The sequence below is a fragment of the Methyloceanibacter sp. genome (genome assembly GCF_051306395.1).
Classification (GTDB): Bacteria; Pseudomonadota; Alphaproteobacteria; order Rhizobiales; family Methyloligellaceae; genus Methyloceanibacter.
In genome coordinates, this window is record NZ_JBPPND010000202.1 from 35,989 (window position 1) to 59,025 (window position 23,037).

The 23,037-nt window shown below is 63.9% G+C and carries 18 protein-coding genes, 1 tRNA gene and 1 pseudogene; 13 read left to right on the plus strand and 7 right to left on the minus strand.

The features are described from left to right. Positions 1-10 precede the first annotated feature (10 nt). A complete protein-coding gene (locus ACSLE4_RS10565) occupies positions 11-229 on the minus strand; it encodes a hypothetical protein (protein ID WP_435904418.1) in 219 nt (72 codons plus the stop codon). A gap of 154 nt (positions 230-383) precedes the next feature. Here ACSLE4_RS10565 and ACSLE4_RS10570 point away from each other — a divergent pair, with 154 nt between their 5' ends. From ACSLE4_RS10570 to ACSLE4_RS10580, 3 genes are read left to right on the plus strand one after another with little or no spacing between them, the layout of a single operon-like run. Next, on the plus strand, positions 384-1,013 hold the full coding sequence (locus tag ACSLE4_RS10570) for a shikimate kinase (protein ID WP_435904419.1): 630 nt from the start codon (positions 384-386) through the stop codon (positions 1,011-1,013). Continuing rightward, positions 1,013-2,164: a 3-dehydroquinate synthase gene (gene aroB, locus ACSLE4_RS10575; RefSeq protein WP_435904420.1), complete on the plus strand. Its 1,152-nt coding sequence runs from the start codon at positions 1,013-1,015 to the stop codon at positions 2,162-2,164. Before ACSLE4_RS10570 ends, aroB begins: the two co-directional genes overlap by 1 nt. Next, on the plus strand, positions 2,161-3,465 hold the full coding sequence (locus tag ACSLE4_RS10580) for an HlyC/CorC family transporter (protein ID WP_435904421.1): 1,305 nt from the start codon (positions 2,161-2,163) through the stop codon (positions 3,463-3,465). The genes aroB and ACSLE4_RS10580 overlap by 4 nt, the downstream gene beginning before the upstream one ends. On the opposite strand, the gene ACSLE4_RS10585 is transcribed toward ACSLE4_RS10580, so the two are convergent. After that, positions 3,460-3,741 (minus strand): BolA family protein, encoded by a 282-nt coding sequence (locus ACSLE4_RS10585; protein ID WP_435904422.1) that lies wholly within the window; start codon positions 3,739-3,741, stop codon positions 3,460-3,462. The two genes, ACSLE4_RS10580 and ACSLE4_RS10585, sit on opposite strands and share 6 nt — an antisense overlap. 86 nt (positions 3,742-3,827) lie before the next feature. Between ACSLE4_RS10585 and ACSLE4_RS10590 the strand changes: the two genes are divergently transcribed. The 4 genes from ACSLE4_RS10590 to ACSLE4_RS10605 all read left to right on the plus strand — a co-directional run bounded on the left by ACSLE4_RS10590 (position 3,828) and on the right by ACSLE4_RS10605 (position 8,512). Next, complete coding sequence (locus ACSLE4_RS10590; protein ID WP_435904423.1) at positions 3,828-4,487, plus strand: J domain-containing protein; 660 nt, start codon at positions 3,828-3,830, stop codon at positions 4,485-4,487. A gap of 87 nt (positions 4,488-4,574) precedes the next feature. Beyond that, a complete protein-coding gene (gene cobS / locus ACSLE4_RS10595) occupies positions 4,575-5,564 on the plus strand; it encodes a cobaltochelatase subunit CobS (RefSeq protein ID WP_435904424.1) in 990 nt (329 codons plus the stop codon). A gap of 4 nt (positions 5,565-5,568) precedes the next feature. Beyond that, a complete protein-coding gene (gene cobT, locus ACSLE4_RS10600; RefSeq protein ID WP_435904425.1) occupies positions 5,569-7,470 on the plus strand; it encodes a cobaltochelatase subunit CobT in 1,902 nt (633 codons plus the stop codon). 1 nt (position 7,471) lies between these two features. Next, positions 7,472-8,512, plus strand: coding sequence for an esterase-like activity of phytase family protein (locus ACSLE4_RS10605; protein ID WP_435904426.1), 1,041 nt, complete (start codon positions 7,472-7,474; stop codon positions 8,510-8,512). 21 nt (positions 8,513-8,533) lie between these two features. Here ACSLE4_RS10605 and rpmB read toward each other — a convergent pair whose 3' ends face one another. Beyond that, complete coding sequence (rpmB, locus tag ACSLE4_RS10610) at positions 8,534-8,833, minus strand: 50S ribosomal protein L28 (RefSeq protein ID WP_435904427.1); 300 nt, start codon at positions 8,831-8,833, stop codon at positions 8,534-8,536. A gap of 256 nt (positions 8,834-9,089) precedes the next feature. Between rpmB and ACSLE4_RS10615 the strand changes: the two genes are divergently transcribed. The 3 genes from ACSLE4_RS10615 (at position 9,090) to ACSLE4_RS10625 (ending at position 13,659) form a co-directional block, all read left to right on the plus strand. After that, complete coding sequence (locus ACSLE4_RS10615) at positions 9,090-9,929, plus strand: DUF3108 domain-containing protein (protein WP_435904428.1); 840 nt, start codon at positions 9,090-9,092, stop codon at positions 9,927-9,929. Positions 9,930-10,266: 337 nt separating this feature from the next. Further along, the gene (locus tag ACSLE4_RS10620) at positions 10,267-13,287 is read left to right on the plus strand and encodes a helicase-related protein (RefSeq protein ID WP_435904429.1); all 3,021 of its coding nucleotides are present in this window, start codon (positions 10,267-10,269) and stop codon (positions 13,285-13,287) included. 12 nt (positions 13,288-13,299) lie between these two features. Beyond that, on the plus strand, positions 13,300-13,659 hold the full coding sequence (locus ACSLE4_RS10625) for an RNA-binding S4 domain-containing protein (protein ID WP_435904430.1): 360 nt from the start codon (positions 13,300-13,302) through the stop codon (positions 13,657-13,659). Between the two features lie 7 nt (positions 13,660-13,666). Here ACSLE4_RS10625 and ACSLE4_RS10630 read toward each other — a convergent pair whose 3' ends face one another. Beyond that, positions 13,667-16,129, minus strand: a complete 2,463-nt coding sequence (locus ACSLE4_RS10630) for a putative bifunctional diguanylate cyclase/phosphodiesterase (RefSeq protein WP_435904431.1) — start codon at positions 16,127-16,129, stop codon at positions 13,667-13,669. Positions 16,130-16,435: 306 nt separating this feature from the next. Here ACSLE4_RS10630 and fdxA point away from each other — a divergent pair, with 306 nt between their 5' ends. Together fdxA and ACSLE4_RS10640 are read left to right on the plus strand one after the other, a co-directional pair. Beyond that, positions 16,436-16,774 (plus strand): ferredoxin FdxA, encoded by a 339-nt coding sequence (fdxA, locus tag ACSLE4_RS10635; RefSeq protein ID WP_435904432.1) that lies wholly within the window; start codon positions 16,436-16,438, stop codon positions 16,772-16,774. A gap of 365 nt (positions 16,775-17,139) precedes the next feature. Then, positions 17,140-17,709, plus strand: a pseudogene (locus tag ACSLE4_RS10640) (CarD family transcriptional regulator); the annotation flags it as partial. Between the two features lie 66 nt (positions 17,710-17,775). Here the strand turns inward: ACSLE4_RS10640 and ACSLE4_RS10645 are convergent. The 3 genes from ACSLE4_RS10645 to ACSLE4_RS10655 form a co-directional block, all read right to left on the minus strand. Further along, on the minus strand, positions 17,776-18,291 hold the full coding sequence (locus tag ACSLE4_RS10645) for a plastocyanin/azurin family copper-binding protein (RefSeq protein ID WP_435904433.1): 516 nt from the start codon (positions 18,289-18,291) through the stop codon (positions 17,776-17,778). Between the two features lie 165 nt (positions 18,292-18,456). Next, positions 18,457-19,485 carry an adenylate/guanylate cyclase domain-containing protein gene (locus ACSLE4_RS10650; RefSeq protein ID WP_435904434.1) on the minus strand — a complete coding sequence of 343 codons (1,029 nt, stop codon included), beginning with the start codon at positions 19,483-19,485 and terminating at the stop codon, positions 18,457-18,459. Further along, positions 19,482-22,703, minus strand: coding sequence for a response regulator (locus tag ACSLE4_RS10655; RefSeq protein WP_435904435.1), 3,222 nt, complete (start codon positions 22,701-22,703; stop codon positions 19,482-19,484). The genes ACSLE4_RS10650 and ACSLE4_RS10655 overlap by 4 nt, the downstream gene beginning before the upstream one ends. Before the next feature lie 199 nt (positions 22,704-22,902). Here ACSLE4_RS10655 and ACSLE4_RS10660 point away from each other — a divergent pair. Continuing rightward, positions 22,903-22,979: transfer RNA gene (locus ACSLE4_RS10660), tRNA-Arg, on the plus strand. The last annotated feature ends 58 nt before the right edge of the window (positions 22,980-23,037 follow it).

Consider the following 23,037-nt stretch of genomic DNA (forward strand, 5'->3'; position numbering starts at 1 on the left):
CGGCGCGGGCCTATTGCGCGCGATGACTCGGCGGCAAGGTGATGGACGGCTCTTTGGGCGTGGTGGAAGCGGTGGCGCCCGCAGCGAGGGGCTCCGCCTTGACGTTGCGCAAAGCTTTGGAGATTTCCTTGGGCTCTGGCTGAAAGTATTCGGCGAGCACATAAAGGCTTCCAGCGACGATACCAGCGATCGTCCCTAAAACCGCGAGGAAACGAAACAAGGTAGGCATCGAGGCGCTCGCGTTCCTAACTGTCTATTGGTCCCAAACAGGGGGCCTATTATGACTCAAAACCACCGGGCGCCTTAACCCCCTACCATCCCTATCATGGACGATTCGACACCGTCCTGTCAGCATGGGACAAATTAAGGCTCCCCCAGCGAAGATGACCTTACGCGTGGCTGAACATAGCAAGGACCGCGACCGGCAATTGGCGCAAATCCGCCAATCCCTTGGCACGCGCTCCGTCGTGCTGATCGGGCTCATGGGCGCCGGCAAGACGGCCGTGGGCCGGCGCCTGGCGAACTGGCTCGATCTGCCCTTCACCGACGCCGACAGCGAGATCGAGCAGGCGGCGGGCCAGAGCATCAAAGAGATTTTTGCCGAGCATGGCGAGCGCTATTTTCGGGACGGCGAGCGCAAGGTCATCGCCCGGCTCTTGGAAAGCGGCCCCCAAGTGTTGGCCACGGGCGGCGGTGCCTATATGAACCCGCAGACCCGGGCCGCCATCGAGGCGGGCGGCATTTCGATCTGGCTCAAGGCGGAGTTGCGCGTGCTCATGAAACGTGTCGGCCGCCGCGACAACCGGCCCTTGCTCGCCGTGGACGACCCCGAAACCGTAATGAAAGAGCTGATGGCCGAGCGCAATCCCGTCTATACAAAAGCCGACATCACCGTTGAGAGTCGCGAAGTGCCCCACGAGGTGATCGTCGGCAACGTGGTCGACGCACTCGCCGCCAAACTCGGCTGCGACGCGATGCCCGCGCCAAGAGCGCGCCGCAAGAAGGTGCACTGATGGGCGACAGCACGGCGGGACTCGCCGCCGGTACAAACGAGACAAGCATCGACGTGGGACTGGCCGAGCGCGGCTATGCGATCGTCATCGGCGAGGACCTGATCGGCGCTGCGGGCGCGCGTCTGAACGCGCTTCTGCCCCGCGCGCGCTTCGCAGTCGTCAGCGACGCAAATGTCGCCGACCTTCATCTCGCGCCGCTCAAGACGAGCCTGGAAAAAGAAGGCGTGTTTCTCGGTTCGGCCATAGTTGCGCCGGGCGAGGCGAGCAAGAGCTTTCCCGTGCTGGCCAAGCTCTGTGAGACGCTGCTCGATTTCGGCGTCGAGCGCGGCGACTGCATCATTGCCTTTGGCGGAGGCGTGGTGGGCGACCTTGCCGGCTTCGCCGCTTCCATCCTGCGCCGCGGCGTGCGCGTCGTGCAGATGCCGACCTCGCTCCTGGCCCAAGTCGACTCGGCCATCGGCGGCAAGACCGGTATCGACACCAAGCAAGGCAAGAACCTGATCGGCACCTTCCATCAGCCGAGCCTCGTGCTCTCCGACGTTTCGGTGCTGTCGACCTTGAGCGACCGGGAGTTCCGCGCGGGCTACGCCGAGGTGGCGAAATACGGGCTCCTCGGGGATGCGCCGTTCTTCGTCTGGCTGGAGGAGAACTGGGGAGACGTGTTCGCAGGCCAAGACGGCAAGCGCCGCCATGCCGTTGAGACGAGCGCCCGCGCCAAGGCGGAGATCGTCGTCGCGGACGAGCGCGAGCTGAGCGGCAAGCGCGCGCTACTCAATCTCGGGCACACCTTCGGCCATGCGCTGGAGGCCTTCGCCGGCTACTCCGACCGCCTGCTGCACGGCGAGGCCATCGCCATCGGCATGCGGCTCGCCTTCACCTACTCCGCCGAACGCGGCTTGTGCTCGGACGATGACGCTGCTCGCATCGCGCAGCATTTCCGCGCCGTGGGTCTTCCCACCGAGATCGCCGCCATTCCCGGCGGCACGCCGACACCCGGCGAGCTGCTGCGCCTCATGGCGCAGGACAAGAAGGTCACCGGCGGCAAGCTGGTGCTCGTGCTCGTGCGCGGCATCGGGCAGGCTTTCGTCGAGAGCGACGTGTCCATGGAGCAAGTGACCGACTTCCTGAAACGGGAGTGTGCGCGAGCATGACCCTAGCATTAGGCCTTACGCTCGGCGCCATCGTTGGCCTGCTCGTCCTTTCCGCGTTCTTCTCAGGTTCGGAAACGGCACTTACGGCGGCGAGCCGCGCGCGCATGCACGCGCTCGAGGAAGACGACAACCTCCGGGCCAAGCTCGTGACCCGGCTGCTTTCCTCGCGTGAGCGGCTAATCGGCGCGCTGCTGCTCGGCAACAACCTTGTCAACATCGCCGCCTCCGCGCTGGCGACCAGCCTTTTCCTAAGGCTATTCGGCGAGGCCGGCGTGGTCTACGCAACTATCGTCATGACCGTCGTTGTCGTCTTGTTCGCCGAGGTGCTGCCCAAGACCTACGCCATCCTCAACGCCGACCGTATGGCACTGGCCGTGGCGCCGATTCTCAAAGTGCTCGTCGCCGTGCTGGCGCCGGTGACCGCGACGCTGCAATTCCTCGTGCGACATACCTTGCGCCTGTTCGGCAGCTCTATCGCCGATGACGCCGACGTACTGTCGGCGCATGAGGAGATCAGAGGCGCCATCGAGCTGCACCACAAGGAAGGCGGCGTGGTGAAGCTCGATCGCGACATGCTGGGCGGCGTGCTCGACCTGCGCGACCTCGCCGTGTCGGACATCATGGTGCATCGGACCAACATGGACGCGATCGACGCGGATCTGCCGCCCGGCGAGATCGTCGATGCTGCGCTGAGGAGCCCGCATACCAGGCTGCCGCTCTGGCGCGGCGAGCGCGAGGAGATCGTCGGCGTCCTGCATGCACGGACGCTGCTTCAGGCCTTGCGCGATTCAAAGGGCGACGTTTCCAAGATCGACGTCATGACGCTCGCCGCGCCGCCCTGGTTCGTGCCCGACGCCACGACGCTGAAGGATCAGCTCAACGCCTTCCTAAAGCGCAAAGCCCATTTCGCCGTCGTCGTCGACGAGTACGGCGAGGTGATGGGACTCCTGACCCTGGAGGACATCATCGAGGAGATCGTCGGCGACATCACCGACGAGACGGACATCGCCGCCGCACAGGCCAAGCCGCAATCCGACGGCTCGCTGATCGTCGACGGGCTGGTGCCGATCCGCGACGTCAACCGGCTCATGGAGTGGGACCTGCCCGACGATGAAGCGACCACCGTGGCGGGACTCGTCATTCACGAGGCGCAGACCATCCCAAACCCGGGGCAGGCCTTCACCTTCCACGATTTCCGCTTCGAGGTTTTAAGGCGTCACCGCAACCGCATTACGAGCTTACGCGTGATGCCGCTGGACAAGGCGCGCGCCGAGACCAAGGAAACCGACGCGACCTCATGAGGTCCGCGCGCCCTCTTCCGGGCTGAGCGCGGTGATGGCAAGCGCGTGGATCTTCCCCGCGAGTTCATCGGCCAGAACCGCATTCACCATGCGGTGGCGTTCCACCCGCGACTTGCCGGCGAAGGCTTCCGACACCACTTTGACGGCGAAGTGGCTTTCGCCGGTGCCGGGTGAGCCCGCATGGCCCGCGTGGCGATGGGACTCGTTGACCACATCGAGCGCCACCGGCGCGAAGGCTTGGGCCAACTTCTCTCTGATCGACTGTTCGACGCTCATGGGTGGGACTGTCCTCGCGTCCAACGGCGTGCGCGGCATTTAACCGGCCAGACTATCGCTATTGTCATCGTGGAGCCATTCTTGTTGTGACCAATACAGCTTCCCATAATGCCGATTCCATGAAGCTCGATTCAAAATTCTTCGACCGCCTCCGCGTCAAGCCCGACGAGAACCGTCTGCTGCGCGATACCTGCCCGAAATGCGAGTGGGAGGGGTGCGGCGAGCCGGGTCTTTACCCGGCGCCGAAGGGCCGTGGCCTCGAAGGGCAGTATCACCGCTACTGCCTCGATCACGTGCGCGCATATAACAAGGGCTACAACTATTTCTCGGGCCTGCCCGACGAAGACGTGGTCGAACAGCAGAAGAGCGACTTCCTCGGCAACCGCCCAACCTGGTTCGTGGGCGTGAACTCCTGGGCGCGCAATCGCGCGAAAAGCGCCGCACGCAAGAGCGGCTACGCCCACCGCTTCGAGACCCAAGATCCCTTCGGGCTGTTCGGCGACCACGCCCCCGCCGGTGCGAAGCCCGGGGCCGCGCCGACCCGCCCCCTCAAGCGCCTGGAGAAAAAAGCGCTGCGTCAGCTCGATCTTGAGGACAATGCCACCAAGGGGGACATCAAGACCCGCTTCAAGGAGTTGGTTAAGCGGCTCCACCCGGATCACAACGAGGGGGACCGGTCCTCGGAGGACAAGTTGCGCGAAGTGATCCAAGCCTATAACTATTTAAGGCAGGCGGGGCTTGCATAGGTCGCTGGGCCAGCCCCCAGCAAAATCAGGGCTTTACGGGATCCCGGGGCCCTCACTGAAACGCGACACACAGGCTCATCATCGATCATGACATTTGAAGCTGCCCAAAACGGCGCCGGTTTGCCGGACATGACGGTATCCGTGCGCCAGGTCTTCGGCATTGACAGCGATTTGGAGGTGCCGGCTTACGCACAAGCGGACGAGCACGTTCCTGACTTCGACCCCGACTATTTGTTCAACCGGGACGTGACGCTCGCCATCCTTGCCGGATTCAAGCACAACCGCCGCGTGATGATTCAGGGCTATCACGGCACCGGCAAGTCGACCCATATCGAGCAGGTCGCGGCCCGGCTTAACTGGCCGTGCATCCGCATCAACCTCGACAGCCATGTGAGCCGCATCGACCTCGTCGGCAAGGACGCCATTGTCATCAAGGACGGCATGCAGGTGACCGAGTTCCGCGAGGGCATTTTGCCTTATGCGCTCCAAACGAACACGGCGCTATGCTTCGACGAGTATGACGCGGGCCGGCCCGACGTGATGTTCGTCATTCAGCGCGTCCTGGAAGTCTCGGGCAGGCTCACCCTGCTCGACCAGTCGAAGGTCATCCGGCCACATCCCTCGTTTCGCCTGTTCGCCACCACGAACACGATCGGCCTCGGCGACACGAGCGGCCTTTATCACGGCACCCAGCAGATCAATCAGGGCCAGATGGACCGCTGGTCCATCGTCGCCACCCTCAACTATCTGCCCCATGACGACGAGGTGAATATCGTTCTGGCCAAGGCCAAGTCATGGAACACCGAGGAAGGCCGGAAGGCCGTGTCCAACATGGTCCGTGTCGCGGAGCTGACCCGCAACGCCTTCATGAACGGCGACCTCTCCACCGTGATGAGCCCGCGCACGGTGCTCACCTGGGCGGAAAATGCCGAGATCTTCGGCGACGTGGGCACGGCCTTCGCCCTGTCCTTCCTCAACAAATGCGACGAGCTGGAGCGCGGCCTGATCGCCGAGTTCTATCAGCGCTGCTTCGGCGAGGACTTGCCGCAATCGACAGCCAACGTGGCCTTGAGCTGATCCCATGACCGCGAACAAGCGGAAAGAGGCGCCCCTCGATCCGTTCAAACGTGCCGTGTCGCTCACCACCCGGTCGCTCGCCGCCGATAGCAGCGTCGAGGTGGTGTTCTCGACGGAGCCTCCGGGCCTTGCGGGCAAGACCGCGCGGGTGCCCGAGCCCTCTCGCGTGCCCACCAGGGAGGAGATCGCGGTAATCCGCGGTCACGCGGACGCGGCCGCGCTTTCCATCTCCTGCCACGATGACGGGCTCCACCGGGCGCTCGCGCCCGCGGGCGGCGATGCCCGCTCCGTGTTCGAGGCGATCGAGCAGGCCCGCGTGGAAGCGATCGGCGCGCGGCGCATGGAAGGCGTTGCGGCCAATCTGACCGCCCGCGTGGAGCAGCGCTACGCGCGCAGCCGCGTCACCGAAGAGACCGAGCGCAACGAGGCACCGCTCCCCGATGCGCTGTCGCTCCTCGTGCGCGAGCGGCTGACCGGCGCGCCGCCACCCGCAAGAGCCCGCCCGCTGGTCAATCTGTGGCGTCCCTGGATCGAGGAACGAGCCCGCACCTTGCTCGATCGCATGCCTGAGACGCTGTTGGACCAGGAAGCCTTCGGCCGGCTCGCCCGCGACGTGCTCGCAGCGCTCAATCTTGCCGACCAGCTCGATCAGGGCGAGGAGAACGAGGATAGCTCCAAGGACGGCGAAGCCGATCCCAACGCCTCCGACAACGAGGACCAGAGCGCCGAGGGCCAAGACCGCGCCGAGCTGGCGCAGGAGACCCGCGGCGACCCCGACGACACGTCCGAGGAGACCCTGGAGGACCAGGAGGACGGCGCCACCGATCAACTCGACCGCGATTCCGAGGCGGCCGATCTGCCGCGCCGCTCCGATCCCTGGCGCCCAAACACCTCGGTGCTCGATGACCCGGAGGCCTTCGGCTACAAGGTGTTTACCCGGGCCTATGACGAGATCATCGACGCACCGGATCTATGCGATCTCGAAGAGCTCGATCGGCTTCGGGCCTTTCTCGACAAGCAACTGGTGGCGCTGCACGGCGCCGTGGCACGGCTCGCCAACCGGCTTCAACGCCGGCTGCTCGCCCAGCAGAACCGCGGCTGGGACTTCGATCTCGACGAGGGCATGCTCGACGCCGGGCGGCTGACCCGCGTGATCATCGACCCCATGCACCCGCTCACCTTCAAGCAGGAGCGCGACACTGAGTTCCGCGACACGGTGGTAACGCTTCTGCTCGACAACTCGGGCTCCATGCGCGGCCGGCCCATCATGGTCGCGGCCTGCTGCGCCGACATCCTGGCGCGCACCCTGGAGCGTTGCGGCGTGAAGGTCGAGATCCTGGGCTTCACCACCCGCGCCTGGAAGGGCGGACATTCGCGCGAGGCGTGGCTCAATGCCATGAAGCCGCCCCTGCCCGGCCGCCTAAACGATCTGCGCCACATTATCTACAAGGCCGCCGACACGCCCTGGCGCCGCGCCCGGCGCAATCTCGGTCTGATGATGCGCGAGGGGCTGCTCAAGGAGAATATCGACGGTGAGGCGCTGGCTTGGGCCCATCAGCGGCTGCTGGCGCGCCCCGAGCAGCGGCGCATCCTGATGATGATCTCGGATGGCGCGCCGGTGGACGATTCTACGCTCTCCGTCAATTCGGGCTCCTATCTGGAGAAGCATCTTCGCCAGGTGATCAACGAGATCGAGACGCGCTCGCCCGTCGAGTTGCTCGCCATCGGCATCGGCCACGACGTCACCCGCTACTACCGGCGGGCGGTCACCATCACCGACGCCGAGGAGCTTGCCGGCGTCATGACCGAGAAGCTCGCCGAGCTGTTCGACGAGGACCTCGCCTGGCGGAAACTGCACCGCACCGTGCCGTCGGCCGCCCGCGCCAAACGCCGGCAGCTCCACTAACGTGAAGCTCGCTTCGCGCAGAGCGGCGCTCGCCCTTGCGCTGTTCACCGCAGGCTCCCTATGCGCCGTCGCGTCCTCGCTGATCGCCAAGCCCGCCGACGTGCCGGAACGCCCGATCGAGACGCGCGTCGCCGTCATTCCCATCAATTTCGACCGCGATCGGCCGGAGCGCAAAGAGTTCGGCAAGCTGATTTTCCGCGGCGGGCTCAACCTGTTCGGCAGATCGCGGCATTTCGGCGGCTTCTCCGGCATCGCGCTGGATGCCTCCGGCACGACGCTGTTGGCCGTGACGGACGCAGGCGCGTGGATGCGCGCGACCCTCGCCTATGACGGCCGCTGGCTGAAGGGCATGGAGGATGTGACGCTGGGGCCGATTCTCGGCCACGACGGCAAGCCGCTGCGCACGGACGCCGAGCGCGACGCCGAGGGGCTGGCGCTCACGGCAGGCGACACGCACGCTGGCCAGGCGCTTATCTCTTTCGAGCGCGAGCACCGCATCCTGCGCTACCCCTTCACCACGAAGAGCTTTGGGCCGCCCAACGGGGTAGTGCGTCTGCCGAAGGAAGCGGAGGGCATGGACGCCAATCAAGGCCTCGAGGCCGTCGCGCTGATCCATGCCGGGCGGCTGAAAGGCACCGTCGTCGCCTTCTCCGAGCGGCTGAAGGACGCAAACGGCAATCTCCGAGGCTGGCTGATCGGCGGCCGCGGCCCCGGGCCCATCACGGTGCGGCGCCTCGGCGGCTTCGACATCACCGACGCCGCGGGGCTCCCCGACGGCGGCCTGGTCCTGCTCGAACGCCGGTTCCGCTACAGCGAAGGCGTGAAGATGCGCATCCGCCGTGTCAGCGCGGCGGAGCTCAAACCGGGCAAGCTGATCGACGGCGAGGTGCTGCTGGAGGCGACCGACCGGCTCAATATCGACAATATGGAGGCGATCGCCGTCCACCGCTCGCGCGCCGGCGAGACCATCCTGACCCTGATGTCGGACGACAATTTCAGTCCGTTTCAGCGGTCGCTGATCATGCAGTTTGCCCTGCCATGAGGGCCTGGAGCCTGGAGAGCCTTAAGAGGCGGCCGCTTGCGTCTCGTGCACCTTGGCGATCTCGCGCTTCAGGCGCCGCGCCTTCAGGGACAGCTCATCTTCGCCGGCCTTAAGCAGGTAGGCGTCGAGCCCGCCCCGATGCTCCACCGAGCGGAGCGCGTTGGCGGATACGGTGAGCCGGACGCGCTTTTTCAGCACGTCGCTCTGAAGCGTGACATTGCACAGATTCGGCAGGAAACGGCGCCTGGTCCGGCGCTTGGCATGGCTCACATTGTTGCCGGTGAGCACGGCTTTGCCGGACAGCTCGCAGCGACGGGCCATGGTCCTATGTCCTTCTAACGAATATCTTTGAAAGCCGGTTGCGGCTCGTTACTATCCACAAGCGCGGCAGCCAGGGAGGCGAGATATACGGGGATGGTCCTATTCGGTCAAGGCACCGCCTCGATTCCCGTCTAAGTTGGCCGAATTGACGAATCCGCCAAATACCTGGACAGTCTCAGGATCAGGGAGGACTAGCGGGAGGACGTCTTGCTAGGGGTCGGGAGACATGTGGGCAGCACGACATTGCTTGAGCCTTATGGCTGTGGCCGTCCTTACGCTCGGCCTCGGCCCGGCGTTTGAGGACGAACGCGCCCGGGCGGAGAGCCCCGCCACGTCCGCCGCCCGCATCATCGCGGTCTATCAGGTCAAGGTCGGCAACTTCAATCTCGGCAATTTCAGCGTCACCACGACGCTGAACGGCAGCGGCTACCAAATGCGCGGGGAAGGCAAGTTCTCCATCCTCGAGGGCCTTGTCTACAAATGGCAGGGGGTCACCGCGAGCACCGGCGAGGTGACGGAGGCGGGGCCCGAGCCCGCCACCTACGCCTTCAGCTATTCCGACGGCGGCAAGACGGATGAGCGCTTGCGCATGACTTTCGGCGATGGGGCCGTGCAGCAGGTTTCCATTTCGCCGCGCAAGGGCACGATCCCGGGCACGATCCCGGTAAAGCGCGAGCAGCTCGAAGGCGTGCTCGATCCCATGAGCGGCGCCTTTCTCACCGCCCGCTCCACCAATCCGCACGGCGATCTTAGCGTCTGCAATCAGATGCTCCCGGTGTTCGACGGCAAGTCGCGCTTCGACCTCGTGCTCAAGCCGAAGAAGCGCGTTATGGTCCAGAACACGGCGCGGACCGCCTATTCGGGACCGGCGGCGATTTGCCGGGTGAAGTTCATCCCCATCTCCGGCTACCAGCCTAACAATGCCGGCATCCAGATGATGACGCAGTCCGACGAGATCGAGGTCTGGCTAATGCCGGTCAGGGGCACGCAAATGTATGTGCCCTACCGCATCGTCCTGCCGACACCCGTGGGCTATGGCACCGCGGTCGTCACCTCGATCCAGGTCGCGGGGTCCCGGCGCGCGAGTGTCGACTAGGCTAGTAATGGCGAGGCGTCGCACCGAGTGTTAACGCGCGAAGCCCAAAACCCAACATGTCGTAGGGAACGGACGTTGAAAATTTACGATCCCCTGATTCGTCCGTGCTCTGTTCCCGTTGCGATCCCATGCGGAGAGAGACCGGGCTGGGAGCAAAGGCCAGATATTGGGTCGAGCCGAAAAGTGCCGGATCGTGCCGGCACCCGCAAAAGCGCCCGCCAGAATGTGCCAGTTTGGGGCAGAACATAAGCCGAATGGGCTTTGTCACCGATTCGGACGAGATTCGTTCTTCTCCCGTTCACGGCCCGCGCGGGAGTCACGTTAAGAAGTGCGTAGAATGACCAAGACTTTATCCACGCAATCCACAGGTCCGGCCAGAGGACGCGGCGTCACCGCTGTGCTCGGCCCGACCAATACCGGCAAGACGCATCTCGCCATCGAGCGCATGCTGGCCCATGACGTCGGCGTCATCGGCCTGCCGCTCAGGCTGCTGGCACGCGAGGTCTACGACAAGGTCGTGGCTCGGGCCGGCGCCAACCAGGTGGCGCTGATCACTGGCGAGGAGAAGATCAAGCCGCCTTCCGCGCGCTTCTATGTGTGCACGGTGGAGGCGATGCCGCGGGAGCTCGAGGCCGACTTCGTGGCCGTGGATGAGATCCAGCTCGCGGCGGACGCCGAGCGCGGCCATGTGTTCACCAACCGCCTGTTCCACGCGCGCGGCCTCAACGAGACGCTGCTGCTCGGCGCGGCGACCATGCGCGACGCCATCCGCGAGGTACTGCCCGGCGCCAATCTCGTGTCGCGCCCGCGCCTGTCGAACCTCTCTTATGCCGGCGAGAAAAAGATCACCCGCCTGCCGCGGCGCGCGGCCATCGTCGCCTTCTCGGTGAACGACGTCTATGCCATCGCCGAACTCGTGCGGCGGCAGCGCGGCGGCGCCGCGGTCGTGCTCGGCGCCCTCAGCCCCCGCACCCGCAACGCCCAAGTCGAGCTCTACCAGAACGGCGACGTGGATTTCCTGGTGGCGACCGACGCCATTGGCATGGGGCTGAACCTCGATCTCGATCATGTCGCTTTCGCCGGCGTGCGGAAATTCGACGGTCATGCCCACCGCAATCTCTCGCCCTCGGAGATCGGCCAAATCGCCGGCCGTGCCGGGCGCCATATGAACGACGGCACGTTCGGCGTGACAGGACAGGTCCCGCCCTTCGATCACGAGCTGATCGAACGGCTGGAGACCCACAGTTTTGACCAGGTCGGCATGCTGCAATGGCGCAGCCGCACCCTCGACTTCGCCTCCATCGAGGCGCTGAAAGAAAGCTTGCGCGAGATGCCCGACCATCCGCGCCTCACCCGCTCGCGCATGGTGGATGACGTCATCGCGCTGGAGAACGTGACCCGCGACGAGCGCATTTGCGATTTGGCGAGATCGCCGGCAGCGGTCGGGCTGTTGTGGGAGATGTGCCAGATTCCCGACTATCGGAAGGTCTCGCCCACCGATCACGCAGATCTTGCGGCCACGCTCTACCGCTATGTCATGAGCGATGAAGGCAAAATTCCCGAAGACTGGTTCGCCAATCAGGTATCGCAAACCGACCGCACCGACGGCGATCTCGATACGCTGTCGAACCGCCTCGCCCAAATTCGTACCTGGACTTTTGTGTCTCACCGGGCTCAATGGCTTCACGATCCGGAACACTGGCAGGACCGCACCAGGGCGATCGAGGACAAGCTGTCCGACGCGCTTCACGAGCGCCTGACACAACGTTTTGTCGACCGGCGCACCAGCGTGCTCATGCGGCGCTTGCGTGACAAGGAGGAGATGATGGCCGAGATCAGCGACGACGGTCAGATTCTTGTCGAGAACCACTTCGTCGGCAGCCTGGACGGCTTCCGCTTCACGCCCGATGCGTCGAGCGACGGCATTCACGGCAAGGCTGCGCTCCATGCGGCGACGCAAGTGCTCGCTACCGAGCTCGCTTCGCGTGCCGCGGCGCTCGCGGCCGCCGCCGATGAGACCATCACGCTCACACCCAATGGGCGGATCGTTTGGCAAGGCTCGGAGATCGGCCGGCTCACGCGCGGAGATACGGCGCTGAAGCCCCGCATCGAGCTTTTCGCCGATGAGTATTTGGGTCCGCCCGACCGCGAGCGTGTCACGGCGCGGCTCGATTCGTGGCTCGCCGCCTATCTCGACGCCAAACTGAAGCCGCTGATCGCGCTGAGCGAGGCGCAGGACCTGACCGGGCTGGCCCGCGGGCTTGCCTTCCGCCTCACCGAGAATCTCGGGGTGCTGCGCCGCGACACGGCCGCTGCCGAGATCAAGGCACTCGATCAAGCGGACCGGGGACAATTGCGCAAATACGGCGTCCGCTTCGGCGCCTTCAATCTCTACTTCCCGGCGCTGCTCAAGCCGGCAGCGGCAGAGCTGCTGCTTCTGCTGTGGGCGCTGCATGCCGGTCAAGAACACGGGCTCGATGCCGATGCGCTGCCCGAGCGGCCCAAACAGGGCCTGACCTCTGTCCCCGCTGACAAGGCAATCCCAGAGCCTTATTGGCGCGCGGCGGGCTTTCACGTGGCCGGCAACCGTGCGGTCCGCATCGACATGCTGGAGCGGCTTTCCGATCTCATCCGCGCGCGCGTTATTTGGCGGCAGGCGGCGGTGACGGAGGCGCAAACGGAGGCGAACGGCACAAACCGCAAGGAGCCCGCGGCACCCCCTTCCGGCGCCACCGGCGACGGCGGCTTCCGGATCGTGCCGGAGTTGATGTCCATGGTCGGCTGCTCGGGCGATGAATTCACCTCAATTCTGCGCGCGCTTGGCTTCCGCTTGGAGCGCCGGAAGATTGAAGGCGGCAACGGTGCCGACGCGATACCGGCCACGGCCGAAGCCGCACCTGCCGAGACTCCGCATACAGAAGCTCCCCTTGCCGAGGCCGCGCCGGCGGAAGCGACTGCGACCGAACCCGCGTCGGCCCCGCCCGAGACGCCTTCGGCCGAAACCGCCGACGCCGTGGCGGAGGCGCCGAAGGATGCTGTTACCGAGCCCGCGTTCGACGAAATTTGGCGCCCAGGCAAGCGTCGGGATCCACACCGGCCGCAGCACGCCAGAGGAAAAGGGCGCAAACCGGCGGAGGCAGGCGATCTGTCACCACGGCAGGGCAAGGGCCACAAGAAAGCGAAAGGCAACGAGCGGGATCAGGCCAAAGGCCAGGATCGAGACCGCCAAGCCCGCCAGGGCCGAGACCGCCAAGGCCAGCCGAAGCGCGAGCGGATGCTGCCGGAACACTCGCCTTTCGCGGCCTTGAAAGACCTCCGCGACAGCCTTGCAGCCCGCAGTCGTCCCGAGAAAAACTAACCCGGGTTGCCGATGACGCCGCAGCGCCTCGACAAATGGCTGTGGTGCGCGCGGCTGATGAAGACGCGTTCGGGCGCCGCACGACTCATTAGCGATGGAAAAGTCCGCATCAATGGTGAGCGGGCGCTGAAGCCGAGCCGATTGGTTCAAGCCGGGGACGTGGTGACGACCGCCAACCAAGGGCGGCTTGCCGTCGTGCGCGTGGTCGATGCGGTGGAGCGCCGCGGACCCGCAAAAATCGCGCAAACACTCTATGAAGATCTCACGCCTATGCCGTCCGCCAACAGGCCGCTAACCCCGGTGCGCAGCGGCAAGCGGCCGACCAAGCGCGACCGGCGCCGTCTCGACGCCTTGCGTGTCGGCTGGACCTAGGAACGGATTACGCGGCGGAGGTGAATCGCGGCTGCTGCGGCGGAGGCGCGGGCTTGATATATCCTTCATGAAGCAGCGCCGTCATCTGGGACACGGGCACCGGCCGGCTGAAGAAATAGCCTTGCGCTTGCTCGCAACCGGCGCCGATCAGGAAGCGCATTTGCGCCTCCGTCTCCACGCCTTCGGCGATCACATCGATGCCGAGCTCATGCGCAAGCCGGATGGCCGCGCGTACCACGGCGGCGTTCCGGTAATCCACCGTCACGCGGAACACGAACTCTTGGGCGAGCTTCAGGCGGTTGACCGGATATGTGGTTAGATATTTGAGTGACGAATAGCCCGTGCCGAAATCGTCGATGGCAATCCGGATTCCCATGCGGCGCAGAGACTCAAGGGTAGCGCCGTGCCGTTGCGTCGCCTCCATGAGAACGGATTCGGTGAGCTCCAGTTCGACCTCGCCGGGATTGAGGCCCCATTTGGCGATGCTGGCCTCGACCTCCCGTTCGAGCTCGGCGGACTTGAGCTGAACGCCCGAGACGTTGACCGCGAGCACGTGTGGCGCGACGCCTTCGGCCTGCCACGCCTTCATCTGCCGGCAGGCCTCATCGAAGATCCAGTTGCCAAGCGGCTGCACCGCACCGGTACGCTCCGCAATGGCAATGAACGAGCCGGGCGTGAGCAGCCCGCGCGTCTTGTGGTTCCACCGCACCAGGGCCTCGACCCCCGTCAAGCGCCCCGTCGCCAGCTCGACTTGCGGCTGGTAGTAGAGCTCCAGTTCGCCGTCCTCGATCGCCGTCCTTAGCTCGTGTGCGACGCGGACCCGTTCATGCACTTGCCTGTCGAGATCCTCGCTGTGAAAGCGATAGCAGTCGCGCCCCTCGTCCTTGGCGCCATAGAGCGCGAGATCGGCCTGGACCATCATCGCTTCGGGGCCGGCGATATCGCGTGAGAACTGTGCGATGCCGATGCTCGATGCGACGGAGATTTTGTGACCGTCGATGATGAAGGGGTCGGTCAGAACCTTGCCAATTCTGGCGGCGAGCGTTCCGGCTTCCATGGGATCGTTCACGTTAGAGGCGAGAACGGCGAACTCGTCGCCGCCGAAGCGCGCGACGAGGTCTTCCTCCCGCACCACGCTTTTTAGCCGCGCCACGACTTCCTTGAGAAGCTGATCGCCCATGGCGTGGCCAAGCGTGTCGTTCACGTCCTTGAAGTCATCGATGTCCAGGTAGAGCACGGCGAATGCCGGTGAGCCGCGCAGGCTCGCATTGAAGGCCATTTTGAGCCGTTTCATGAAGGCGCGGCGATTTGCCAAGGACGTCAGAATGTCCGTCTGCGCGAGCTGGAGGATGCGCCGGTTGGCCGTCTCAAGGCGCAAAGTGTGCCGCAGCGACGACCACATATAGGCGAGCACCGCAGCGAAGATCAGTCCGATCACGCCGATGACGAGCCAAGTGCGGTAGTACCCGACCATGGCGCCCTTGATGGGCACGAGGAAGAGCTCCCACCGGGAATCGCCGACGACGAGCCGTGATGACCAATGGGGCTGCTCCTGGACCTTCTCCTTATCCAGGGCCAGCCAGGATTGCGACTCGCTACGGCTGAACAGGGGTACCGACTTCTCGCCTGCATTGGCGGCGAAGAGATAGACGGCGACCGTGGGCGGCAGACCCGCCTTATCGAGAATGGCGTCCATCAGCGGCTCGGTTTCGAAACTTGCAGTCAGTACGCCGAGTAATTCCTGGGGCTTGGCTCCAGCGCCCTGAAGCGCGCCTTGCTTGTAAACCGGCAACGCGACGAAGAAGCCGCGCACGTCGTTGCCGCCGGGCTCCCGGAGGATGACGTCCTGCGCGGTCGCCATGCTCCCGGTGGCAATGGCCCGCCGGATCGTGTCCCGCCGGACAGGCTCGGAGTTCAGGTCCATGCCGATGATGGCGGGATCGGTGTCGTGGTCGGTGCTGAATAAGACCGGGAAGTACTCGGCGCGCGGTCTTTCCGCCTTGATACGCGCGGCCAGGGTCCACTGTGTGATGGCGAAGTCATTGTGACCGCCAGCCTGCTGTGCGCGCTCGAAGGCTGCCCGTTCACTGCCTGTCACCAGCGGGCTCCATCGGATTCGGACGATTGGATCGTGTGAATGATCAGCTCGTGCACCGACCGCGTCCCGGTTGCCGCTGAGAATCTGGCGGGTGAAGAGGTCGAATTCTCGGAAGTCCACGCTCTGGGAGGCGTCGTACAGGGCTCGAACCGCCCGGATCTCGTCGATATAGCGGTCTAATCCGGTTTGCAGAGCCGCCTGATAATCGCCCGCCCCGTCATTGAACCGGGCCTTGGCGAGCCTTTCCTCCCAGACCGACACCGCGACCCAGGCCGCCGCGGCGACCGCCAGGCCGAGCAGGCCCACAGCCACCAAGGGCCAGACCTGGGCTAGGTGCAGCCGCTTGCTAAGGGCTCCGGACACGTCTTGCATTCCAGATTGGCCCCCCTCTCGGCGCGCCAAAGTCGGGCGGACAACTACGTGCGCGCCCACCGCGGAACAACCAACGGGAGGTGCCATAAATAGATTGACGCGCCCTTAGTCCGGACCAAGAAATTCAACCTAATGGTGGCGTCCCAAGCCGCAAATGCATCCCAAAAATAAGGGTTTGCGGGGTCTTGCGCTGCCTTGTGCTGCTCGTCCTATTGTTATACGCAGGGCGCTCCCAGGGCTTGTCGGACAGCCCGATAAGGACTTTTAGAGAACAAGGCTGGGCAAGCCTCAGAGCATGTGGAATCGATGACTTACGTCGTCACTGAAGTTTGCATCAAGTGCAAGTACACCGACTGTGTTGAGGTCTGTCCCGTGGATTGTTTCTACGAGGGCGCCAACATGCTCGTCATTCATCCTGACGAATGCATCGATTGCGGCGTCTGTGAGCCGGAATGCCCGGTGGACGCTATTAAGCCGGATACCGAGCCGAGCCTGGACCAATGGCTGGAGGTGAACCGGCAGTATTCGGAGACTTGGCCCAACATCACCACCAAGAAGCCCGCGCCCCCGGACGCCGACGCCTTCGTCTCCGAGCCGGACAAGTTCGGTAAATATTTCTCCCAGGAACCGGGGGAAGGGGATTGAGGACCTTCCAGGGGTTAAGCGTTAACCCTATGGTCAAAATGCCGCATATTGCGCCGCCTCATGCGCCATGCTGCACTGCCGCGCGGCTTCCAGATTCACTAAATTTGTGATATGGTGCTTTTGAAATGGCGCAGACTGTCGGCGCGTGAAGCACCAAAAGAGGCGACGCCATTATTTGGGCGCGCTTTTTTCTGACTTGAGGGAGTTGGCACGATCAGGCCTCCTGATCGACCACTCGCTTATTGCCCCGCGAAAGCCGCTCTTGGCGGCGCCGGCGAACCAATCGCTGGCCTTTCGAGTTTCTAGGGCAAGCTCACGCTCCAAGCTTTCGCGCCCACAAAGTAATTTTTCAATAGTGAGGCGATCGCATGCCGGAAAAGAAAAGACCCCAGCAAAGACACGGATTTCGGACGAACGAGTACATCGTCTATCCGGCCCATGGCGTTGGCCGCATTGTCAGCATCGAAGAGCAAGAGATTGCCGGTGCGAAGCTTGAGCTGTTCGTCATCAACTTCGAGAAGGACAAGATGACCCTTCGCGTCCCGACCTCGAAGCTTGAGAGCGTCGGCATGCGCAAGCTGTCCGAGGACAAGGTGGTCAAGAAGGCCCTCACGACGCTCAAGGGCAAGGCCCGCGTGAAGCGCACCATGTGGTCGCGCCGCGCCCAGGAGTATGAGGCCAAGATCAACTCCGGCGACCTCATTTCCATCGCCGAGGTGGTGCGCGACCTGTACCGCTCCGAAGCCCAGCCCGAGCAGTCCTATTCCGAGCGTCAGCTCTACGAAGCCGCGCTCGACCGCATGGCGCGCGAGCTTGCCGCCGTGGAGAAGTTGGACGAGGCATCCGCCGTCGCCAAGATCGATGACGTGCTCGCAAAGTCCGCACGCACTGCCAAAGCGGCTGCCGAGGCCGAACCGCACGGCAAGGCTGCCTAAACGGCGTCCGAGATTTGGATCGGATCATGGCCGGGCCAAAAGCCCGGCCATTTTCGTTTGGGGAGTTCAGCCGGCGGGCGATGCCGGCGCCAAGACCTCGATCTGCTCGGGATGGGTGGCCGCGATCATCGGGCCGTTCCACCACTCGATAAAACCCCGCACGCGCACGAGCTTGCCGGGAAGCGCCCCAAGGTCGAGACCGGCCGCCTCCAACATCGCCAGGGCCTTCCGTTCGATGGTGATGGTAAAGTCGCTGCGCCAGTGCGGCTGGCACTTGATGCCATAGACACCGGGTTCCTCAATCGTGAGCGTGACGTCTTTGGAGAGTTCGCCCTGAAATGTCGCCGCGCCTTCGGGCCAGATCTCGGGCATCGTCTCGGCATTGTGGAACTGGTCCACGGCCACGAACTTCACCGTGTCGCCGGGCGCGGCCTCGATATAGCTCGGCTCGAAGACCATGTACTCGCCCTTGCCGTTGTCGTTGAGCATTTTCACCACATGCTCGGCGGCAAGCGCGCCCGCTGGGGCAATAGCGAGCGGCGCGGCAACGGCGATCGAGAGTCGTATGAAGTGGAGTGACATCCTTCCTCCCTATGGTGTTCTTGATGGTCAGGATGCCCAGCATCATCAGTAAAGCCGCCATGGCGAAGCAGCGTCAATGCGACGATTTGGGAGGTTTCTCTGCCCTATGCGGCCCGGGAGAACTCCCGGTAAAGCGCCGGAAGGAGTGCCCGCCGCCGGTGAATGCTACGCCGGCAGCGCCCGGATGCCGAAGATCGAGATCGTGCCTTTGCCTTTGACTTCGAGCTCACCAAGGGCCTCGCCGTGGAAGGTCGAGCGAAGCTGTTCCCAGATCTCCGCCGTGGCGGCGACAGTGCCGGGCGCACTCATGCCGACCATGCGCGCCGCGATGTTGACGGTGTCGCCCCAGATGTCGAACTGATAGCGCTCCTGGCCGACAACGCCGGCCACCACCGGGCCCGCGTGTACGCCGACGCGCACCTCCCAACCGAGATGGGCGTCGATCAGGGTTGAGGCCATCTCCAGGCCGCAGCGCACCGCCGCGCCAATCGGATCCTCCACCTCGCGCAAGAGACCCGCCGCCGCCATGAACCCGTCGCCGATGGTCTTGATCTTCTCGAGGTCGTGTTTGGCGGTGACGCGCTCGAAGATGACGAACAGCGCATCGAGCCGTGAGATCACATCTTCCGGCTCGTGCTGATCGCAATAGGCCGTGAAGTTGCTCACGTCGCAAAACAGAACCGCGACGTTCTCGTAACGCCGCGGGATCACCGTGCCGTAGCTGCGGATCTCGTCCGCCGCCTTCTTTGGCAGCAAGGCATGCAGCAACTGATCCGCTTGGGCGCGCGCATCCTGCGCCTCGCTGACCGCGTCCTGCAAAGCAAGTTGCGTTCTTACGCGGGCAAGGACGATCGGCGCGGAGAAGGGCTTATGAATATAGTCTACCGCGCCAACCTCGAAGCCGTTCTCCTCGTCGACGGAATCGGTCTTGGCCGTGAGGAAGATGATCGGAATTTCTCGTGTATCCGGGTTCGCCTTGAGCCTGCGGCACACCTCAAATCCGTCCATACCGGGCATCATCACATCGAGCAGGATGAGATCGGGCTTCTCCTCCGCCGTCGCAATCGCCAAGGCCTTCTCGCCGTTGGTGGCCACCTTGGTCCGGTATTGATCTTTGAGCACGCCGGAAACCACGGAAACATTCGTCGGTGTATCGTCGACAATCAGGACGAGCTTTCGCTTAGAGCCGGTCACGATCCGCCTCCGAGATCGATCGAGAGGCGCGAGGCGATGCCCGACAAATTCTCGAGTGCGGCATCGAACTCGAAATTCCCGACCTGCGTCGACAGTTTTTTGATTTCGCCGGGCGTGAGGACGCCAGCCAGCTGAGACTTGGCGTCGATGACGAAATCGGCCGCTTCGCCATCGTCGGTTTCCAGGAGCTGCTTGAGCCTGGCGAGCGGGGCAACGACCGTGCTCGGATCGCCCGACAGCTGTGCGGTGGCGTCATCGTCCGCCTCCGGCGGCAATGCCGCGTCGATGCCATTGATCACGGGCTCTAGCGCAAGAGAGAGAGCCTCCAAGGCCTGCTCCGCGTCCTGACCGGTCCGGATAAGAACTTCAGCCTCCGCCGCGGCAGCCGACAAAGCCCTGGCGCCAAGCGTCGCGGCAACACCTTTGAGGGAATGCGCCGCCCGTTCGGCGGCGCCCGCGTCACCCTCGGATAACGCAAAGCGTATGACACCGATCGTATCGGCCTGCCGTTCGACGAATTTCCGCAACAGAACCTCATAGCGGGCGCGGTTGCCGCCGGTGAGACGCAAACCCGCGCCGGTGTCGATGCCCTGTATCGCCAACGGGGCCATGTCGCTCTTGCCGGCGTCGAGCGGCAATGGAACGCCAGGCACATCTCCGTGATCGTCACGATCGTCCCTGCGGGTCCAACGCATCAGCACACCGAATAGCTGGTGGGGATCGATCGGCTTTGCGATGTGATCGTTCATGCCGACGTTTAGGCAGAGCTCGCGGTCGGACGCGAGAGCGTTCGCCGTCATGGCGATGATAGGCAGATCCCGGTAGCGCCGGTCGGAGCGCAAAATGCGCGTGGCGGCAACGCCGTCCATGACGGGCATCTGCATGTCCATCAGCACGACGTCGTAGTCGTTCTTCTCGATCATGCGGATCGCTTGCTCGCCGTTCTCGGCCAGGTCCACGAAGATGTTGGCGTCTTCGAGCTGGCCGATAGCCACCTCTTGGTTGATCTCGTTGTCCTCCACCAAAAGGACCCGCGCGCCTCGCAGGATATCGGTTTCGATCGCGGGGGCGGCTTGCACGGGCTCGAAGTCACCGCTCTCCCCACCGAGAACGACGACGGCAGTGTCGAACAGGATCGACGAGGTGACCGGCTTGATCAGAACATTCTCAAAGCCGCTCTCCTCGGCCTGCTTGAGAACCTCTTCGCGCCCGTAGGCGGTGACCATCACCAGATGCGGCGGCTTAGACCCGTCGGCCAAGGCCTGGATGCGCCGTCCGGTCTCGATCCCATCGAGCCCGGGCATCTGCCAGTCGATGAACGCAATCTCGTAGCGCTCTCCGAGCTTGGCGGCCTGAACCATCATCTCCAGCGCCTCTTCGCCGGAGGCAGCCTCGTCCGTGGTGAAGGTCATGCTGGTGAGCATATTCCCCAGTACCGCGCGTGCGTGTGAGTTGTCGTCGATCACCAGCACGCGCCGGCCCCGCAAGTCGGACTGGAGCAAGCGCGGCCGCGGCACCTCGGATCCCTTGCCGAGGCGCGCCGTGAAACGGAACACACTGCCCTTGCCGGTTTCGCTCTCTACCTGGACAGTTCCACCCATGAGTTCCGTGAGCTGCTTGGAGATGGCAAGTCCGAGCCCCGTCCCGCCATAGCGGCGCGTGGTCGAGGCATCGGCCTGCTCGAAGGCTTGGAACAGCCTATCCACCTGCTCGGCGGTCATACCGATCCCGGTATCCGTGACCGAGAACTCCACAAGCTGGCCGTCCTTGGAGTCATCGAGCACGCGCACCTGAACCATGATCTCGCCGGTCTCGGTGAATTTGACCGCGTTGGAGCAGAAATTGATGAGGATCTGACCGAGACGAAGCGGATCGCCCTTGAAGTGGGCCAAGACACGCGGCTCCACGTCGAAGATCAACTCGAGGCCTTTGGCCGAGGCCTTCTCCGACATCAAGTTCCCGACATTCTCCAGCACCTTGTCGAGATCGAAGTCGATATGCTCGATCGTCAGCTTGCCGGCTTCTATCTTCGAGAAATCGAGAACGTCGTTGATGATACCGAGCAGGTGTTGTCCCGAGCTTTTGATCTTGAGAACGTAATCGCGCTGCCTGGGGCTGAGTTCCGTCTTCAAGGCAAGATGGGACAGGCCGATGACGGCATTCATCGGCGTCCGGATCTCGTGGCTCATATTGGCGAGGAAGACGCTTTTCGCTTCATTGGCTTCGAGCGCGGCCCGACTGGCCTTCTCCAGTTCAACTTGGGCCGCTTCGCAGGCAAGTTCGGCCGCCTTCCGATCATCGATGTCGGCGAGCGAGCCCACGACCTCGGCAGGCTGTCCCGCCTCGTCACGGATGAGATACTGTTCGTCGCTCACCCAGCAATAGCTGCCGTCCTTCCGGCGGAAGCGGTACTCCATCCAATTCGCGCCGTTTCTGAAAAGGTCGCCCTGCTTTTTCTCGATCTCGGCGAGATCGTCCGGATGCACGTGCTGCCGCCAAAAATCCGGTCCGGTGAGATAGTCGTTGGGCTGATAGCCCAGGATCCGCGTGATGCTGGGGCTCACATAGGACGGCCTGTAGTCGCCCGTGGCGGCAAAGCTGTAGACCACGACTGGGACGGCGCCGAGCAGCACGTCGAGTTGCGTGCGGGCTACCGCCTCGGCCTCTTCGGCTTCCTTACGCTCGGTAACATCCGTCCATGAGCCAACGATCTCAATCGGCTCGCCTTTGCTGTCGCGCACCACGTGCTGGCGATCATGCAGCCACATGTGACCGCCATCCTCGCGGTGCACCCGATACTCGATAGAACGCTCATCGCGCTCGAACATCCGGTCTACCCAGGCGTCGATGCGTGCTACGTCGTCGGGATGCACGCGGTTGCGCCAGAAATAGGGATCTCCGAGATATTCGCGCGGGCTGCAGCCGAAGAGCTTCGTCACGCTGTCGCTCACGAAGGTCGGCTTGTAATCCCCGCTCGCGGCCCGGCAATAGATCACGGCCGGCGAAGCATTGAGCAACTGTCCGAGATGGGCATGCGCGGAGGCCTGGACCTCGGCGATCCGTTCCAGGTCGCGCTTTTCTTGCGATTGGGCGGCTTGGCTGAGGGCTTGATCGATGAGGAGAGTCAAAGCCTCGACATCGGCTCCGCCGGGAGCGGCACCCAGCAGACGCATGACCTTAGCGGCGACCGTCTCCGCCTGTTTCCGAGCGGCCGACATGACTCACACCCTCCAGGAGGCGCTCCCCCGGGCGAGGCGTTCCTCCCGGTTGAGGAGCCTAGCGTTTTCGGACTGTTGTGCAAACCGATCAGAAAGCCCGGATGAAGCCCCGGCACCAGCGCCCTCACCCGAGAATCAAGCGTTTCGCGGCTTGCGAGGGACCAAAGCCTCCTCTACACCCAAGCGAACCGTCTGTTTCGACCCCGTAGCTCAGCAGGATAGAGCATCAGATTCCTAATCTGAGGGTCACAGGTTCGAATCCTGTCGGGGTCGCCAACGCTCTTGACTAAAGCACTGGAAAACAAGGATATATAAAGCCACTTACGGACAGCCC